This window comes from Pedobacter metabolipauper (assembly GCF_004362715.1).
In the GTDB taxonomy this organism is placed as follows: Bacteria; Bacteroidota; Bacteroidia; order Sphingobacteriales; family Sphingobacteriaceae; genus Pedobacter; species Pedobacter metabolipauper.
This window is the reverse complement of sequence record NZ_SNYC01000007.1, coordinates 266,453-284,657: the sequence shown is the minus strand read 5'-3', so window position 1 is coordinate 284,657 and position 18,205 is coordinate 266,453. Positions and strand designations below refer to the sequence as shown.

Genomic DNA, 18,205 nt, shown 5'->3' with positions numbered 1-18,205 from the left:
CATGACCCTTATTGAAAGCACTACAGAAGTAAACTTACCCGTAGAAAAAGTTTACTCATTTTTAGCCGACCTTAACAATCACAAGCAGTTAATGCCTGAAAACATCTACAACTGGTCTTCAACAGAAGATGAAGCTAGTTTTACGATTCAAAACATGGCCAAGCTTGCCATTAAGATCTCTAACCGCGTGGAAAACCAGGAAATAACTGCAATACCAACAGAGAAACCTCCTTTTGATGTTGAATTAAAATGGACAGTTACGGATAACGGTAACGGCGGCACAATTGCCAAACACATCATCTCTGCAGATTTGAACATGATGATGAAGATGCTTGCTGCTGGTCCGCTGCAAAAACTTGCCGATCACCAAACACAAAAATTAGCTGAAGTGCTAAAATAAGATATAACCAATGCTGAAAGGCATTTAAAAAGAAAGTCCGGAACGTCTAATCATTTTGATTGAGTTCCGGACTTTTTTAGGTTATAGCAACTGCCCAAGGGCTTCTTTAGAAAAGCCTTTAAGCTCTGATGTCCGGTCCTCTTTAATCTTTTGTACCCATAGCGGATCTGCAAGTATGGCGCGTCCTACCGCTACCAGATCAAAATCACCGCGGTCCATTCTGCGGATTAGTTCCGTTAAAGAGCTGGGTTCAGAACTTTCACCTCTAAAGGCGGCAAGAAACTCTCCTGATAAACCTACTGAACCTACAGTAATGGTTGCTTTACCAGTTATCTTTTTAGCCCATCCTGCAAAATTCAGATCAGAACCTTCAAATTCAGGCTCCCAGAAACGGCGCTGTGAACAATGAAAGATATCAATACCCGCATCAGCAAGCGGCTGCAGCCATTCTTCCATCTCCTTAGAGGTCTTGGCCAATTTAAAATTATAATCAGATGGCTTAAACTGTGACAGACGAATGATGATCGTAAAATCTTCTCCCACCTGTCTGCGCACTTCTTTGATTACATCTATTGCAAATTTATTCCGTGCGGTAATGGAATCACCTCCATAAATATCGGTTCTCTTATTGGTCTCGTTCCAGAAAAACTGGTCAATCAGATAACTGTGCGCACCATGAAGCTCCACGCAATCAAAACCGAGCCTCTTTGCGTCTGCAGCAGCACGTCCATAAGCGGATATGGCATCAGCTATATCTGCTTCAGTCATTGCCTTTCCATTGGAAACACCTGGTCTAAGGATTCCCGACGGACCTTCGAAAGGTTCTGCAGGAAGCCAGCCCGAATGGTGGTTATCCATAATCCCCATGTGCCAGATCTGCGGCCCCATGCTGCCGCCTGCAGCATGAACACCATCAATTACTGAAGCCCATCCATTTAATGCTTGCTCACCATAAAAATGTGGTATGTTATTATCATTTGATGAAGATACCCGCTCAATTACGGTTCCTTCAGATAGGATCAAGCCAACATCACCAGCTGCTCTTCTGCTGTAATATGCTGCAACATCCGGTGTTGGAATCCCTCCAGGAGAAAATGAACGCGTCATCGGCGCCATAACGATCCTGTTTTTAATATTTAATGATTTCAGACTAAATGGCCTGAATAAACTAGACGTACTCATATATATATTGTTTTATGCCTTTATTTAACAAAGATAGAACCGCATTTATGATAAAAAGCAGTTCGGCAAAACACGTGACATTAAATTGATGCATCAGATTTTCGCCTCTATACAAAATCAGGAAACAAGTTGGCAAATACAATAGAAATTCTCCAGTTGAAATGACAAAATTTCATTACAACAAGCTATTTACCAGACATTTAATCCTGATTAAATAAAATGAACCGACAAAATTTCCGATATTGGACAAAAAACCAACATGGCATCTGCTTTGTTTAAGTCTGTATATGAATTTCAACAACTTTACTATAAAAGCCCAGGAAGCGATTCAACAGGCTTCTGCAATAGCCGAGGGCAACCAGCAACAGGCTATTGAAACTGCTCACCTTTTAAAAGGTTTGCTCACTGTTGATGAAAATGTGGTTTCTTATGTACTCAAAAAACTAAACGTTAACCTGAATACATTAAATCAAAATCTGGACAATCAGATTGAAAAATTTACAAAGGCCAGCGGCAGCAGTCCATACTTAACCTCTGGAAGTAACTCCGCATTGCAAAAAGCACAGTCTTACCTCAAAGAGTTTAAAGATGAATTTGTTTCCGTTGAACATTTACTATTGGGGATATTATCCATAAGCGACAATACCAGTAAACTTTTAAAAGATCAGGGTGTAACAGAAAAAGACCTTAAAAAAGCCATCATCGAATTGAGAGGCGATAATCGTGTAACCGATCAAAATGCGGAAGCAACTTACAATGCCTTAAATAAATACGCCCGTAATTTAAATGAATATGCAGAATCCGGTAAGCTGGATCCGGTAATTGGACGGGATGAAGAAATTCGGCGCGTGATACAGATCCTTTCCAGGCGGACAAAGAACAACCCCATCTTAATTGGTGAACCGGGTGTAGGTAAAACGGCCATTGCAGAAGGAATTGCTTTTAGGATCATTAAAGGTGATGTACCTACCAACCTGAAAACAAAAACCGTGTTCTCCCTGGATATGGGTTCACTGATTGCAGGCGCAAAATACAAAGGAGAATTTGAAGAACGGCTAAAAGCGGTTGTTAAAGAGGTTACTCAAAGTGATGGCGATATTATTCTTTTCATCGATGAGATCCATACCCTGGTTGGCGCTGGAGGTGGAGAGGGTGCTATGGATGCTGCCAACATCCTGAAACCTGCACTGGCACGTGGCGAATTACGCGCTATTGGTGCTACAACACTGGATGAATATCAAAAATATTTAGAAAAGGATAAAGCCCTGGAACGCCGTTTCCAAAAAGTAATGGTAGAAGAACCGGATACACAGGATGCCATTTCAATTTTGAGGGGACTGAAAGAACGTTATGAAACCCATCATAAAGTAAGAATTAGGGATGAGGCTATTATTGCAGCGGTAGAAATGTCGCAGCGCTATATTGCTGATCGGTTCTTACCGGATAAAGCCATCGATCTAATGGATGAGGCCGCATCAAAATTAAGGTTGGAGATGGATAGCGTACCGGAAAAGGTAGATGAGCTGAACCGGAAGATCATGCAGCTTGAAATTGAACGCGAAGCCATCAAAAGGGAAAACGATACTAAAAAGGTACAGTCTTTAGGGGAAGAGATTGCCAATATATCTGCAGAACGTGATGAACTGAGAGCCAAATGGCAAGGTGAAAAAGACCTTGTAGATGGGATAAATAATGAGCTTGAACAGATTGAGAACTATAAACTGGAGGCCGACCAGGCGGAACGTGCAGGAGATTACGGTAAGGTAGCAGAGATCCGTTATGGTAAGATCAAAGAATCTCAGGACAAGGTAGAAACCTTAAAAGTGCAATTGGAAGGTCAGCAAAGCGAAAGCCGCATGCTGAAAGAAGAAGTGACAGCAGATGATATTGCAGGCGTAGTTGGAAGATGGACCGGAATTCCGGTAACTAAATTGATTTCCAGTGAACGTGAAAAGCTGCTGAACCTGGAACTTGAACTTCATAAACGTGTTGCCGGACAAGATGAGGCCATTGAGGCCATATCTGACGCCATCCGCAGATCAAGGGCAGGGTTACAGGATAAACGGAAGCCAATTGGCTCATTCATCTTTCTTGGAACTACTGGTGTAGGTAAAACAGAGTTGGCAAAGGCACTGGCGGAGTTCTTGTTTAACGATGAAAATGCAATGACCCGCATTGATATGAGCGAGTACCAGGAACGTCATGCCGTTTCCAGGTTAATTGGTGCGCCTCCGGGATATGTAGGATACGAAGAAGGTGGTCAGCTGACTGAAGCCGTTCGCCGGAAACCATATTCTGTAGTATTGCTGGATGAGATTGAAAAAGCCCATCCTGATGTATTCAACATCTTACTTCAGGTATTAGACGATGGCCGGTTAACAGACAATAAAGGCCGCGTGGTGAATTTTAAGAATACCATCATCATCATGACCTCAAATATCGGTTCGCACCTGATCCAGGACAACTTTAAAAACCTGAATGATGAAAACCGGGACAATGTAATTGCCAAGACTAAAAATGAGTTGTTTGAATTACTGAAACAAACAATCCGGCCTGAGTTTTTAAACCGGATAGATGAGCTGATCATGTTTACACCACTTAACCGCAGCGAGATCAGGAACATTGTTGATCTGCAGTTTAGACAAGTTCAGAACACACTCGCTGAAATGGGTGTGGAAATAGAAGCCTCTGTAGAAGCACTCGATTGGCTTGCTGAATTGGGTTATGATCCTCAGTTTGGTGCCAGACCGTTAAAACGTGTGATTCAGAAACGTATTTTAAATGAGTTATCTAAAGAAATATTAGCAGGAAAGGTAGATAAAGACAGCAAGATCAAACTCGATATGTTCGACAAGCAATTTGTATTCTTAAATAATACCCAACAAACGCCTGCGTAAGGTTTATTTAAAGAACCCATTATGATAAAAGATCCTGGTCATTTGCCAAACAGCAAAAGGCCGGGATCTTGTTTTTAGAACCAATCTTTATGGTTAGCTCCTGATCAATTCATCAATGGCAATTCAATACCGCAATCATAAGCATTGCCAGCTAACAGCTATTTCCTTTTAGTTTCAATATTAGGCAGGAATGCAGTCAATATGCCTATTAAAGGCAGAAATGAACAAATATGAAATACATACCCGATGCTTGTGCCATCTGCCAGTTTACCCAATAGTGCAGAACCTATGCCTCCCATTCCAAATGCAAAACCAAAGAAAAGGCCAGAAACCAGGCCTACCTTGCCCGGGATCAGTTCCTGTGCATAAACGAGGATCGCGGAGAATGCCGAAGCCAATATCATCCCAATCGGAACTACTAAAATACCCGTCCAGAATAGATTAGCATAAGGCAACAGCAACGCAAATGGTGCAGTACCTAATATAGAAAACCAGATCACATACTTACGCCCAAACCGGTCTCCTACCGGGCCTCCAATCAATGTTCCAGCTGCAACAGACACTAAGAAAACAAACAGATAGATCTGTGAGCCTTGTACAGAAACATGAAACTTATCAATGACATAGAATGTAAAATAACTGGTTAAACTGGCCATATAAAAGTATTTCGAAAAGATGAGTACCAGTAAAATGACCACCGAAAATATAACCTTATTTTTAGAGAATGTTGCCGTAACCGATTGTTGCTTTAATGCCTGTTTCGCCTTTAACACCACAATATATGCTTTGTACCATTTACCAACCCTGCTCAGGATCAATATAGCCAGTAATGCAATGGCAGAGAACCAAATGATGCTGACTTGTCCGTTTGGTACAATGATCCAGGCAGCCAGCAACGGCCCAATAGAACTACCGGCATTGCCACCAAGCTGAAAGATGGATTGTGCCAGTCCACGACGACCGCCAGATGCAGCATGCGCCATTCTGGAAGCCTCCGGATGGAATATCGATGAACCAGTACCAACCAGTGCAACAGAGATCAGCACGGTATAAAAATCTTTTGAAAGTGATAAGGTAACCAAACCAATAAGCGTAAAACCCATACCTATAGCTAATGAATAAGGTTGTGGCTTTTTATCTGTATACATGCCTACAAACGGCTGAAATAAGGAAGCGGCCATCTGAAAGGTTAGCGTAATTAACCCGATTTGAGAAAAGCTAAGGTGATAGCTGTTTTTTATGATCGGATAAATGGCAGGGATCAGCGATTGAATGGTATCATTTAATAAGTGGGAAAAACTAATGGCAAAAAGAATTGGAAAGACGGTTTTTTCTACCGTGCTATTTAAAGAAACTGGCGTATTCATGTTTAAAAATCAATAAAGTCCAAAGGTAAAAATAAACTAAGGAATCGTTTTGTCATTATTCAGACAGTTTAACAATAAATATTCATTTTGTTTAACCTTTAATGGATTTACATAAATAAACTAGATTCCTAAAGAACATTATAACCAAATAATTGTTGTATTATGTAAGAATATTAATATAATTATGAAAATTGCCTATATATCTACTTATCCCCCCCGCGAATGTGGTATCGCAACCTTTAACCATAACCTGTTAAGGGCCATTGGCTTCAACAAAAATGCAGTTTCAGAAGACAGTTTTGTAGTGGCAATGAATGATTCAGAAACTTTGGATGAATACGAATATCCGAAAGAAGTAAAATACATCATCAGACAGGAAAATCAAAAAGATTACATCAGGGCTGCCGACTATATCAATACCAGTTTGGCCGATGCGTGTATCATGGAACATGAATATGGGATCTATGGTGGTGAAAGTGGGGTATACATCCTTCCGCTTCTTGCCAGGCTGCAGAAACCGCTGATTACGATCTTTCATACCATATTGAAAGATCCCAATTACATGCAGCTTACAATTTTAAGGGAAATTGCCAAGCACTCATCCCGAATTGTTGTCATGAGCCATAGGGCAGTTGGTTTTTTAACCAGCATATATGGAATTCCGTTTGATAAGATCCAGCTGATTGAGCATGGTGTACCGGATCTGGAACCTAAAAAAGACAATCCGGTAAACAACTCACTGGCTTTTAAAAATAAGAAAGTACTGTTTACATTTGGCTTGATCAGCAGGAACAAGGGACTGGAAACAGTTATTGAGGCCCTGCCTAAAATTGTAGCCAAACACCCGGATGTCATGTATGTCATACTGGGTACAACACATCCCGGTGTGATCCGTAATTCAGGAGAAGAATACCGCGACAGCTTAAAACGCCTGGCTAAGAAACTGAATGTAGAGAATAACTTAACCTTCATCAATAAATTTGTATCTGAAGAAGATCTGCATGACTATCTGACTGCATGTGATATGTATATTACGCCATATCTAAATGAAGCGCAGATTACAAGTGGTACGCTCTCTTATGCAGTAGGTGCAGGTGCCGCTGTTATCTCTACCCCTTACTGGCATGCCCAGGAATTATTGGCCGATCAGCGGGGAATGCTATTTGATTTTAAAGACGCCAATAAGCTGGCAGATATAGTAAATGAACTGTTTGATGATCCTTCTAAACTAAATACCTTAAAGACCAACGCGTACGACTATGGACTTCATCTGCGCTGGCCAAGTACCGGCGAAGTATTTATTGATGTGCTGGATGAAGCGATCTCTAAGTACTTAATGGAAAAAGAAGTTGGTGTAAAGCCCATTATAGATCCGGATATGATGCCTGCATTTACACTGGCACACATCCAGCGGTTAACGGATGATACCGGGATCGTTCAGCATGCCAAATACGGAATTCCGAACTTAAAAGAAGGTTACTGCCTGGACGACAATGCCAGAGCATTGATCCTGACCATATTGACATACCAGCAAAATAAAAGTAAGATTGCGCTTGAACTGTTGCCCATATATCTTAGCTACATTCAATACATGCAGTGCGATGATGGTAACTTCAGAAATTTCTTAAGCTTTAAACGGGAGTACCTGGATGAAGTGGGTACAGAAGATTCTTTCGGACGTACCATTTGGGCACTCGGATACCTGATCAATAATGCACCAAATAACTCTTATCGTGAATTTGGAAAAGAACTCTTCTTAAAGTCTATACCACACTTTAAAGATCTGAAGCACTTACGCGGTCTGGCAAATACCATAATTGGTTTAACCCATTTTATTAAAGCCCATCCCGGCGATGAACACATTATAAATGAATTAAACTTGCTTGCAGAACCTTTAAAAGCTGCGTATCGCAAAAATAAACAAGGTCACTGGCACTGGTTTGAAGAAAAGCTGACCTATGATAATGGGATTCTGCCTTTGGCATTATTGTCTCATTATGAAATTACCAAAGATGCAGAGTCTTTAGACATTGCATTTGAAAGTATGGAATATCTTACCCGGAAAACGCTGATCAACGGTTATTTAAACCCGGTAGGTAATGATGGCTGGCTGTATAGAGATGGTGCTGAAATGGCCGTATTTGATCAACAGGCCATAGAAACCATGGCCATGGTGATGATGTACTTTAAAGCGTATGAAATTACCCATGACCTTACCTATATCAAACAGATGTATTTAAGCTATCAATGGTTTTTAGGCGAGAACAGTTTACACCTTCCGCTTTATGATCATGAAACTAAAGGCTGCGGAGATGGATTACAGCCGCATGGAATAAACCGTAACCAGGGTGCTGAAAGTACGCTGGCCTATTGGATTTCCCATTTAGTTGTGCTGAAAGCATTGGAAAGTGAATACGAGTATGAGTTTACACAGAGTAATAATGACTTTGCTGCATCCGGACAAAAACAAGCGATATAAAACATGAAAATAGCAGTATTGGCTCCTGTGGCCTGGCGTACCCCGCCACGTCACTATGGACCATGGGAACAGATGGCTTCAAACCTGACTGAAGGGCTTGTTGCATCTGGCCTGGAGGTAAGCTTATTTGCCACCGGGGATTCGGTGACCAATGCAAATTTAAATGCCGTGATCCAAACCGGCTACGAAGAAGACAGAACGCTTGATGCCAAAGTGGTAGAATGCCTGCACATCAGTAATTTAATGGAACAGGCAAATGAATTTGACCTGATCCATAACCATTATGACTTTTTGCCGCTGAGCTATTCAAAACTGATTAAAACACCGGTAATTACAACCATTCATGGTTTTTCATCGGAGAAGATCCTGAGGGTATATCAAAAATACAATCAGAATAGCCATTATGTATCCATTAGCAATGCCAACAGGCACTCTTCATTAAACTATCTGGCCACGGTATACAATGGCTTACAAACCGATGAATTTGAGTTTAATGATAAGCCAGATGAATACCTGCTTTTTTTTGGAAGGATCCACCCCGATAAAGGAACCGCAGAAGCGATTCAAATTGCGATAAATGCGAACAAACGGCTTGTAATAGCAGGAATTATACAGGATGCGAATTACTTTGATGAAAAAGTAAAACCCTTTTTAAATGGTAACATAGAGTTTATTGGGTCCGCAGGTCCCGAAAAACGGAATCAGCTTTTGCGCAATGCCGCAGCATTACTGCATCCGATTAGCTTTGATGAACCTTTTGGCTTAAGTGTTGCAGAAGCAATGCTCTGCGGAACTCCGGTTATTGCATTTAACAGGGGATCGATGCCAGAACTCATCAAAGATGGAGAAACCGGTTTTTTGGTTGGTACTGTAGAACAGGCAGTAACCGCCGTGTCATCCCTATCCACAATTAAAAGGGAAGATTGCCGAAACTGGGCATTGGAGAAGTTTTCAATGGAAAAAATGGTAGAGGATTACATTAGCCTCTACCATAAAATATTAGATTAATCTGCCGCTATTGCGCAGCTGGAGCTTTTCAGTCTATCCAGCAAAACATCTATTTTAACACCTGCAAATGAAGAGCAGTAATCTGATAATCCGTAAGGAATGATCAGCTCTCCATTGTGGATCAGAGATCCGCATGAATAAAGCACATTAGGTACATAGCCTTCACGTTCATCATTATTTGGAATCACTAATGGTTCATTTAACCTTCCGATTTCGATAGATGGATCGTTCAGGTCGAACAGACTTGCACCCAGGCAATAACGTCTCATAGGACCCACGCCGTGTGTGATTACCAGCCAGCCTTCTTCCGTTTCTATCGGAGAGCCGCAGTTACCGATCTGGATAAATTCCCATGGAAACTTAGGCGATTGAAGTCTTACCGGGTTATCCCATACCGTTAAGCGGTCAGAATACATCAGGTAGTTGTTACAGCCATCAATCCTGGACATCATCACATATTTGCCATTGATCTTTCTTGGAAACAGGGCCAGGTTTTTATTTTGGGCACCAACACCATGAAGCGGACTGATCTTGAAATCATAAAAATCTGTGGTCTGCAAAAGCTTAGGCATGATCATCGCACCATCAAAAGCCGTATAGGTTGCATAATAAACCACACTTCCATCATCTTTAACAAAACGGACAAACCTGGCATCTTCAATACCTTTGCGTTCAAACTCAGAGATTGGAAAAATAACACGGTCCGAAATATCGGTATCTCTTGAAAAACTGATCTCATGATAGGTATCAGATAACCACAGGATCTTATCGTATTCCAGTTTACTCAGATCATTTTGCTGCAGGTTCTTAGAATCAAGGATGATCTTTCTAAGCGTAGAGTAATCAAACTTCTCTTCCAGTTTATTTCCTACCTCATCCAGGATCTCAATAGCAATTTTCGAATCAACTGCCTTTTTTAAGAAAAGCTTCTTATTATATATCGCATTTTTAATAACCTCTGCTTCATCGATATAATTACCGGCAGGTATTACAGTAATATCATTATTGCGGTCTATCAGGGCTCTTCTAAACACGACAGAAGAGATGTGGCCCTCACCTACTGCCCGGAAACTGATGATCACTCTCTTCTCACCCTCAACCAGATCCGACTGGTCCGGATCTTCTACAATTGAAGGGTTAAAGAACGCAGCAGACTCAATAGAATATTCATGGGTAAAATACGAACCAATGAGCAGCCTGCAGTACTTTTCCAGGTCCTCAAAATCGTATCCGGCATCTTCGATATTCTTCTTTATCTTTTTACAATGCCTGGTTAATATCTTGGTAATGTTTCTGTGTCGTTTAGAATATTCTTGAAGCAATGGAGAAATGATCCCAAAAACTTCCTCCTTAGAAAGACTCATTACATGTTTAACAACATCTTTAGCCCTTTCATCTCCATTAAAAAAAAATCTTGCAATTACACGCTTTGGATCTGGATATACTTTAACGGGTTTTCGTTCTATTAATAATCTCATAGTGATATAACGTTTGGGATGGGTATAAAGGTTTTATGAATTTAACTTTTTTAATTAAATATATAATCATTTCGCTGATTCTTAAAGATTATTCGTAAAAATGCCTCCAAAAGGCATTTAACTTTTGGAGGCATGGTATGGCAATCTGTTTCAGGATCAGATTAATTATTTCTTTTGTTCAATCTCCCGGTCCATTTCGAGGATACTTACCTCATCGGATTGCGAGAAATCACCGATCAGGTATTTGTTAAAGTGATCAGCAAGTTTCCAGAACGTATATTCGGTAAGGTCACCAAAGCCATGCCGCTGTCCGGGAACAATAACAAATTCAAACCTTTTACCGGCTTTCATCAATGCATTGGCTACCCGAATGGTATTTGCCGGGTGAACATTGTTGTCAATGTCACCGGTCATCAGCATCAAATGACCTTTAAGGTTCTTAGCCAGGTCAGGGTTCTTATCGATGCTGTATTTAAAGGTGGTATCACCCTTTGCAGAAATGATCTCTTTTACACCGTGGTGCTTCTCGCTCCACCAGCGATTGTAAATGCTGTTGTCATGGTTTCCGGCATTGGATACCGCTGCTTTAAAGAAATCGGGATAAACCAGCATCGCAGCGGTAGACATAAAGCCACCACCAGAATGCCCGGTTATACCTACCCTGCTTGCATCAATGAATTTATTTCGGTCAGCCAGCTGTTCAATTGCCGCTTTTTTATCAGCTAATCCGTAATCACGAAGGTTTCCATAACCAAAAGTATGGTACCATTTAGAACGTGCAGGGTTTCCGCCACGGTTACCTACTGTGATTACAATATAACCGAACTGCGCCAGACGCTCCGTTCTGTCCATACTTTTACTGAATGATTTATTTACAGCTTCCGTTTGCGGACCAGGATATACATATTCAATGATTGGATATTTTTTAGCCGGATCAAAATCAAAAGGTTTGTACATCACACCATAGATATCGGTAATTCCATCATCGGCCTTAACTTTAAAAGGCTCAGGGAACTTATAACCAGTAGCCATCAAAAGAGAAAGGTCTGTTGTTTCCAGGTTCATAACCACGGCACCGGTATTGTCCATCAATACTGATTTAGGAACGGTATTTACTCTTGAATAGTTATCGACAAAGAACTTAGCCTCATCATTCATATTTATAGCGTGGTCAAAATCACCAGCATTTAGCAACTTCAGCCCAGTTCCGTCAAAATTAATGCGGTATAAATGGTAGTAGTAAGGATCTTCTTTGGCTTCTCTTCCATTAGCCGTAAAGTATAGAATCCGGTTCTTCTCATCAATATTCACGATACTTTCTGTATGAAATGCACCTTTGGTAATCTGGTTCTTTAGTTTACCATTCGCATCAAACAGGTAGAAATGACCCCATCCATCGCGCTCAGACCAGTGAATGATCTCTTTACCATCATTTACAAGTCCCGGACGTACAATTTCTACATACGTATTAAAACGCTCATCGATCAGTTGAGAAACCGTACCCGTATTGATGTCTACCGTGCAGATGTCTACTCTTTTCAAATCCCTGCTGGTACGTGAAAAATAAATCTTGCTGTTGTTACCCAGCCAGACAGCAGGGCGGAATTCATTGTCGCGGTCCTTATTCAATGAAGGTGCAGACCATGCAGAAACACTCTGATCTTTAAATGCAGCAGTATTCAATTTTTTATAGGTTTTTGCACCAAAATCAAACAGCAGCATCTCATCTATTGGTGCCTCAGTTTCACCTGGCATCTGGTACTTATAGGTTTCCAGGGTTGGTCTGCCAGCCGTAATGTTATTGATTACCCAAAGGTCTTTTACCTTGCGGGAGTCTGTGCGGTTTAAAACAAAATATTTAGAGTTCGGCGACCAAAGCACAAATGCCCGGCGTCTCTTTTTGTCACTTTTAAGTATATCTTCATTATTTTCACCATCACCGTCACTACCGTATGAATAGAATTTTACCCCATCTTTGGTTAGCTCATGCTCTACAATGGTGCTGTCATCTTCATTCTTAACTGCCTTTTTATAATTCTCTTTATCCATCCAGTACAAATTGTATTTTTTGGTGAAGATGATGGCAGAAGAATCCGGTGCTACCGAACCCCAGCCTGGTTTAGCTTTTGGTTTAGAATAGTTAGGAACCTCTGTAAGTACTGAACTTGAAAGTGCATAATTAAAGTAGAATACCTTTTTCTGAAGTGAGTCTGCAGCTTTTTTGTCCTTACGGTCTTTCTTTAATTCATCAACCGTACTTCTTACCTCAAAGCTGATATTTTTCTCATCGCTGGAGAACTTTAGATTTTCTAAAGGCAGGTGCTGTGCATCAAAGGGATCACGGATAATTGTGGTGATCTCTGCAGCGAGCGACGCATTGTCAAAGATCTTCTTTTTGCTCTTTACAACAGGATCAACAATATACCATTCCTTACCGTTTGGCGTTTCATATTCATACCAAAACCGGTTACTCAGTTTTAACCAGTGCGGATCAATGGCCGTAGAATAAACCATTTTGCGGATCTTATTCGGTGAAAACCGGGATGCCAGTTGATAATTAGCCTTCGGACCAGCCACTGTGGCCTCTGTGATCGTAAAGGTTTTTGTTTGCGAGCTGGCATTAAAACCGATAGAGAGAATCAATAAAAATAAAATGTAAAGTCTATTCATGTATGCTTTTGATTAAAAGGTCTAAATTATTGATTAATACGTCTGAGCAGCCGTTTTTTTTGTAATAAATATGATAGTTAATGCAATAATATTTCATCTGATTGTATAGTTTTGCAGCAAATATTTATTAATGAAGCAACATCTCCTACCAGTATTGGCAGCAGCAGTAATCTTTACCGCAGCGTGCCAGTCAAAATCTCAAACAAGTGCAGATACAACCAGCACTAAAGACACATTGGCACAAGTTGCCGGACAAGAAACCCCGGCTGCACCAATTGATGTAAATACCATTAAGGTTGCGGATGCCAAAACCATCCTTGCCCGCAAACAAGTACCTATTTTATGTTACCATCAGATCCGGAACTGGAAAGCAACCGATGGAAAAGTTGGCAAGGATTACATTGTAGAAGAGCAAAACTTTAAAGACCAGATTAAAATGCTTGCAGACAGCGGCTACCACTCTATTTTACCGGATCAGCTTTATGCGTATTTAAATACAGGTGCAGCATTACCAAGCAAACCGATCATGTTCACATTCGATGATACCGATATGGACCAGTTTACCGTAGCCGCACCAACCTTAAAAAAATATGGTTTTAAGGCAGTTTATTTTATCATGACGGTTTCTATCGGACGTAAAGGAAGAATAGAATACATGACCAAAGAACAGATCAAACAACTGTCTGATGAAGGCAACGTGATAGGAAGCCATACTTACGATCATAAGAACGTTAAAAAATACCAGGGAAAAGATTGGGAAGAGCAATTGGATAAACCAACAAAGAAGCTTGAAGAAATTACCGGTAAGAAAATGACTGAGTTTGCCTATCCTTTTGGATTATGGAATAAAGAAGCAATTCCGGAGCTTAAGAAACGAGGTTTCAAAGCGGCATATATCCTATCTACAAAGCGTGATGAGAATGATCCGTTATTTACGATCAGAAGAATTATAGCAAGTGGGTACTGGAGTCCTAAAACACTAAGTAACAGTATAAAGAATAGCTTTTAAAAGCTATTCTTTATACTATACTTTCAATCTTATAATCTTTACCATTAAAATTAAAGGCCGTTCCCTTTTTCTTATCCAGCAATAGTTTGCCTATTGGTGATGAAGGAGATATGGCAAAGATAGACTTGCCATCTACATTTAACTGACCGGCACTCACACTGATATAGAATGTTCCCTGGTTGGTATAGGCCAGACTTCCATGTGTAACCGTGTCGTTGTCATCACTGGTACCAACTGCCTTAAGCAGTCTCAGGTTCTCTTGTGCATCAATCAGCAGCCGTTTATTTCTGTCAATATCCTGCTGCATCATTTCCCTGCTCGTTTCATACTTATCACCAGCACTGCTTTTGGTATCGTCATTACTGGCTTCACGTGCCTGATCCAGGGCAGTTTGCGCAGTTTGAATTCTCTGCTCAATAAAACTTAAACAAAGCTGGTACAAAGTTTCTTTAATTTGCTTCATAAATTACGATTCTATCCATTTAATCTTATCCTCAATTGGTGTACGTGCGGCTTCGCGTGGGTTTTCCTGATGATAACCCATATAAAAAAGACCGAAACACTTTTCCCGTTCCCCTAAGTTAAGATAATCCTTCAAATCTGCAACCATACCCGGAGAACTCCAGTAAGCACCAACGTTTAGTGCCTCAGCAGTAAGGGCCATATTTTGTACTGCGCATGCCAATGCGGCAATTTCTTCCCACTCTGGAAGCTTATCCGGATGTAATTGTGCATTCAAAGTAATGATGCAACTCGCCTGTTCTGCTTTCTCCAAAATGCTGTCGTACTTTTTTTGAAGAAACAAGTGGGCAGGTGCAGTTTCCTTATATAACCGGGCAAGTTCAGTAGCAAGCTTTACCTTTCCTTCGTTTCTAAACACGATAAAGCGCCAGGGTTGCGTTAATTTATGGGTAGGTGCATAATTCGCACTTTCAATGATCTGTTTAATAATTTGCACAGGTACTTCTTCGGATGTATAACTCGCCGGAAAAACACTGCGTCTTCGTTTAATGATCTTACTTAGAATATCTATATCCTGTTCCATTTCATCTGTCTTTATTTTATAAATGTGCCTGTTAAAAGCATTATCGAATCCTTATGGCTTGATTAAGCTAAAATGCAAAGATAGAATTTAAACGTACTCAAACATTGTTAAGCGTTTCTCAAATGCGCTCAAACAGGCTTAAAAAGCCATTGATATGTTGATGCTATGTAAAAGTTTTACCCAATACAACTACAGACAGCGTTTCTAGGTGTCAATTTTTAACAACTCCCTTTTTACCATCTTTGCCCTTGCAAAAAAAGCAACGCTTTCCAGATCCTGAATATAATCAATGGTCTGCAGCAATTCGTCCTTGATCCAGGTATGAACGGGAGCCAAATTTGCCAATGACTGCATACAATGAACTTTGGTTGCCACAAGCACATCCGGATCAATAAGCCAGGTAAAAAGCAGTTCAATAATTGGCATATGATCAACCCTGGTTAATACTTCCTTATACAGCAGGCTGGATTTTTTTGCAGTCATCAGCGCTACGATTTTAGCATAGTGGCGCATTGCGGAAGGATTTTCTTGCTGGGGGAGCAATTCAAGGAACCGGATCACATGGTCGTAAAAATCCAGCGGATGGTTAACCATAATATGCTCCAGCATCCATGCAGCCCTAAAGCAGACCTCCTTCTTTTGATGAAAGGTAAGATCCAGCAAATCATTTACATCAGGTTTACTGTTTTCTATCAGACCAGTTAAATACGCAACCATCTGAAACTCCATAGAAACATCCAACCGGGCTATTAGCTCATCTCTTTGCAAATCATATCTTTTTATGGGTATAAATATTATGTAATTAAATATACAGTTGTAAATTTAAAACAGAAAACTAATAAATCTCCCTGTTAATTCATTTTATAAATAATAACTACCTTTGCGGCTTATTTTTCAGCAATATGATTTCAGTATCTAACCTATCACTCCGTTACGGAAAGCGCACCTTATTTGAAGATGTAAACTTAAAGTTTACCCATGGCAACTGTTATGGTGTAATTGGCGCCAATGGTGCCGGTAAGTCTACCTTTTTAAAAATCCTGTCGGGTGAAGTAAATCAAACTACAGGAAGCGTGGCCTTTACACCTGGTGAAAGAATGGCTGTTCTAAAACAAAATCACTATGAATTTGATGATTTTACAGTTATAGAAACAGTCATGATGGGGCACAAGGAATTGTATGACATCATGAAAGAGAAAGATGCCATTTATCTTAAGGAAGATTTTACAGATAAAGATGGCGAGCGTGCCGGTGAACTGGAGAACCGTTTTGCAGAAATGGATGGCTGGAACATGGAGAGCAATGCCGCAACCATGCTAAGCAACCTGGGCATCAAAGAAGAACATCACTATAAACTATTAAAAGAACTGGATGGTAACCAGAAGGTACGGGTATTACTGGCCCAGGCCTTATTTGGTAACCCGGATATATTACTGCTGGATGAGCCTACCAACGATTTGGATATCGATACCATTGCGTGGCTGGAGAACTTCCTGGCAGATTACCAGAGTATTGTACTGGTTGTATCTCACGACAGGCACTTTTTAGATGCGGTATGTACCCATATTGTTGATATCGATTTCAGTAAAATGAGTATTTACTCCGGTAACTATAGCTTCTGGTATGAATCCAGTCAGCTGGCCTTAAAACAGCGTGGTGACCAGAATAAGAAACTGGAAGAAAAAGTTAAGGAACTTCAGGAATTTATTCAGCGCTTTAGCGCAAATGCATCCAAATCAAAGCAGGCTACATCGCGTAAGAAAGCTTTAGATAAGATCGACATTTCAGAAATTAAAGCTTCAAGCAGAAAATATCCGGCAATATTATTCAATAACCTCGGCAGAGAAGCAGGAGATCAGATCTTGCAGGTTGAAAACCTTTCCAACACCTCTAATGGAGAAGTGATGTTTAAAAACGTTAGCTTCATGGTCAATAAAGGAGATAAGGTTGCGGTGCTTTCACAAAACAGCCTGGCTACAACTGCATTCTATAATGTGCTAACAGGGCGTGAAAAGACCTATACCGGTGAATTTAAATTTGGGGTAACGATAAACGTGGCAGATATTCCGAACGACAATTCTGTTTATTTCGAAGGGAAAGATGAAAACCTGGTTGATTGGTTACGTGAGTATTCAGGTACTGATCAGGATGAACAATTTGTAAGAAGTTTCTTAGGCAGGATGCTTTTCTCCGGAGAAGAAGTACTGAAAAATGTTAAAGTCCTATCCGGGGGCGAAAAAATGAGGTGTATGTTTTCTCAGATGATGCTTAAACATGCCAACCTGCTGCTGTTTGATGAGCCAACGAATCACCTGGATCTGGAATCGATCACGGCACTAAACAATGGTCTTAAAGATTTCAAAGGAACAGCCCTGTTTACATCAAGGGATCATGCCTTAACAGAATCTGTGGCAACAAGGATCATTGAACTTACCCCTAAAGGAGCCATTGATAAAATGATGACTTACGATGAATACATTACCAGCGAAGAGATTGCAAAACTACGCGCAGAAATGTATGCTTAAAAATAATGAAAGCACCGCAACAGATTGATGAGATCGGTTGCAGGTGCCTTCTGCTTAACTAAATAATGAAGTACAAATATATAACTAAATGTATCAATTGCAACTTTATTGCATTAATGCATTTAGTTATATTTATCAATCTATA

13 protein-coding genes are annotated in these 18,205 nt (G+C 40.5%); 6 read left to right on the top strand and 7 right to left on the bottom strand.

The genetic code is table 11. The features are described from left to right. The first annotated feature begins 1 nt into the window (after position 1). Entirely contained in the window at positions 2 to 400 is a 399-nt protein-coding gene (locus tag ATK78_RS19935) for an SRPBCC family protein (protein WP_133577891.1), read from the top strand. An 81-nt stretch (positions 401 to 481) separates the two neighbouring features. Here the strand turns inward: ATK78_RS19935 and ATK78_RS19930 are convergent, their stop codons facing one another. Next, positions 482 to 1,582 carry an NADH:flavin oxidoreductase gene (locus ATK78_RS19930; RefSeq protein WP_133577890.1) on the bottom strand — a complete coding sequence of 367 codons (1,101 nt, stop codon included), beginning with the start codon at positions 1,580 to 1,582 and terminating at the stop codon, positions 482 to 484. A 287-nt stretch (positions 1,583 to 1,869) separates the two neighbouring features. Here ATK78_RS19930 and clpB point away from each other — a divergent pair, with 287 nt between their 5' ends. After that, positions 1,870 to 4,479: an ATP-dependent chaperone ClpB gene (clpB, locus tag ATK78_RS19925; protein ID WP_133577889.1), complete on the top strand. Its 2,610-nt coding sequence runs from the start codon at positions 1,870 to 1,872 to the stop codon at positions 4,477 to 4,479. Positions 4,480 to 4,637: 158 nt separating this feature from the next. Here the strand turns inward: clpB and ATK78_RS19920 are convergent, their stop codons facing one another. Further along, positions 4,638 to 5,846 (bottom strand): MFS transporter, encoded by a 1,209-nt coding sequence (locus ATK78_RS19920; RefSeq protein ID WP_133577888.1) that lies wholly within the window; start codon positions 5,844 to 5,846, stop codon positions 4,638 to 4,640. Between the two features lie 184 nt (positions 5,847 to 6,030). Here ATK78_RS19920 and ATK78_RS19915 point away from each other — a divergent pair, with 184 nt between their 5' ends. Then, positions 6,031 to 8,325, top strand: coding sequence for a glycosyltransferase family 4 protein (locus ATK78_RS19915; RefSeq protein ID WP_133577887.1), 2,295 nt, complete (start codon positions 6,031 to 6,033; stop codon positions 8,323 to 8,325). A 3-nt stretch (positions 8,326 to 8,328) separates the two neighbouring features. Beyond that, positions 8,329 to 9,333 carry a glycosyltransferase family 4 protein gene (locus ATK78_RS19910; protein ID WP_133577886.1) on the top strand — a complete coding sequence of 335 codons (1,005 nt, stop codon included), beginning with the start codon at positions 8,329 to 8,331 and terminating at the stop codon, positions 9,331 to 9,333. On the opposite strand, the gene ATK78_RS19905 is transcribed toward ATK78_RS19910, so the two are convergent. Beyond that, complete coding sequence (locus tag ATK78_RS19905; RefSeq protein ID WP_133577885.1) at positions 9,330 to 10,811, bottom strand: glycoside hydrolase family 130 protein; 1,482 nt, start codon at positions 10,809 to 10,811, stop codon at positions 9,330 to 9,332. The genes ATK78_RS19910 and ATK78_RS19905 overlap by 4 nt on opposite strands. A 165-nt stretch (positions 10,812 to 10,976) precedes the next feature. Continuing rightward, positions 10,977 to 13,481, bottom strand: coding sequence for a S9 family peptidase (locus tag ATK78_RS19900; protein ID WP_133577884.1), 2,505 nt, complete (start codon positions 13,479 to 13,481; stop codon positions 10,977 to 10,979). A gap of 130 nt (positions 13,482 to 13,611) precedes the next feature. Between ATK78_RS19900 and ATK78_RS19895 the strand changes: the two genes are divergently transcribed. Next, a complete protein-coding gene (locus ATK78_RS19895) occupies positions 13,612 to 14,490 on the top strand; it encodes a polysaccharide deacetylase family protein (RefSeq protein ID WP_133577883.1) in 879 nt (292 codons plus the stop codon). A gap of 10 nt (positions 14,491 to 14,500) precedes the next feature. On the opposite strand, the gene ATK78_RS19890 is transcribed toward ATK78_RS19895, so the two are convergent. The 3 genes from ATK78_RS19890 to ATK78_RS19880 form a co-directional block, all read right to left on the bottom strand. Further along, positions 14,501 to 14,953 carry a 3-oxoacyl-ACP synthase gene (locus ATK78_RS19890; protein ID WP_133577882.1) on the bottom strand — a complete coding sequence of 151 codons (453 nt, stop codon included), beginning with the start codon at positions 14,951 to 14,953 and terminating at the stop codon, positions 14,501 to 14,503. Between the two features lie 3 nt (positions 14,954 to 14,956). Further along, positions 14,957 to 15,535, bottom strand: coding sequence for a nitroreductase family protein (locus ATK78_RS19885; RefSeq protein ID WP_133577881.1), 579 nt, complete (start codon positions 15,533 to 15,535; stop codon positions 14,957 to 14,959). 204 nt (positions 15,536 to 15,739) lie between these two features. Continuing rightward, positions 15,740 to 16,303: a hypothetical protein gene (locus ATK78_RS19880; protein ID WP_133577880.1), complete on the bottom strand. Its 564-nt coding sequence runs from the start codon at positions 16,301 to 16,303 to the stop codon at positions 15,740 to 15,742. Positions 16,304 to 16,437: 134 nt separating this feature from the next. Between ATK78_RS19880 and ATK78_RS19875 the strand changes: the two genes are divergently transcribed. Next, on the top strand, positions 16,438 to 18,060 hold the full coding sequence (locus tag ATK78_RS19875) for an ABC-F family ATP-binding cassette domain-containing protein (protein ID WP_133577879.1): 1,623 nt from the start codon (positions 16,438 to 16,440) through the stop codon (positions 18,058 to 18,060). The last annotated feature ends 145 nt before the right edge of the window (positions 18,061 to 18,205 follow it).

What these genes read in the sequence shown, in the direction of transcription:
- ATK78_RS19935 (WP_133577891.1), top strand. Translation starts at nt 2, where the DNA reads ATGACCCTTATTGAAAGCACTACAGAAGTAAACTTACCCGTAGAAAAA.
- ATK78_RS19930 (WP_133577890.1), bottom strand. Translation starts at nt 1,582, where the DNA reads ATGAGTACGTCTAGTTTATTCAGGCCATTTAGTCTGAAATCATTAAAT.
- clpB (WP_133577889.1), top strand. Translation starts at nt 1,870, where the DNA reads ATGAATTTCAACAACTTTACTATAAAAGCCCAGGAAGCGATTCAACAG.
- ATK78_RS19920 (WP_133577888.1), bottom strand. Translation starts at nt 5,846, where the DNA reads ATGAATACGCCAGTTTCTTTAAATAGCACGGTAGAAAAAACCGTCTTT.
- ATK78_RS19915 (WP_133577887.1), top strand. Translation starts at nt 6,031, where the DNA reads ATGAAAATTGCCTATATATCTACTTATCCCCCCCGCGAATGTGGTATC.
- ATK78_RS19910 (WP_133577886.1), top strand. Translation starts at nt 8,329, where the DNA reads ATGAAAATAGCAGTATTGGCTCCTGTGGCCTGGCGTACCCCGCCACGT.
- ATK78_RS19905 (WP_133577885.1), bottom strand. Translation starts at nt 10,811, where the DNA reads ATGAGATTATTAATAGAACGAAAACCCGTTAAAGTATATCCAGATCCA.
- ATK78_RS19900 (WP_133577884.1), bottom strand. Translation starts at nt 13,481, where the DNA reads ATGAATAGACTTTACATTTTATTTTTATTGATTCTCTCTATCGGTTTT.
- ATK78_RS19895 (WP_133577883.1), top strand. Translation starts at nt 13,612, where the DNA reads ATGAAGCAACATCTCCTACCAGTATTGGCAGCAGCAGTAATCTTTACC.
- ATK78_RS19890 (WP_133577882.1), bottom strand. Translation starts at nt 14,953, where the DNA reads ATGAAGCAAATTAAAGAAACTTTGTACCAGCTTTGTTTAAGTTTTATT.
- ATK78_RS19885 (WP_133577881.1), bottom strand. Translation starts at nt 15,535, where the DNA reads ATGGAACAGGATATAGATATTCTAAGTAAGATCATTAAACGAAGACGC.
- ATK78_RS19875 (WP_133577879.1), top strand. Translation starts at nt 16,438, where the DNA reads ATGATTTCAGTATCTAACCTATCACTCCGTTACGGAAAGCGCACCTTA.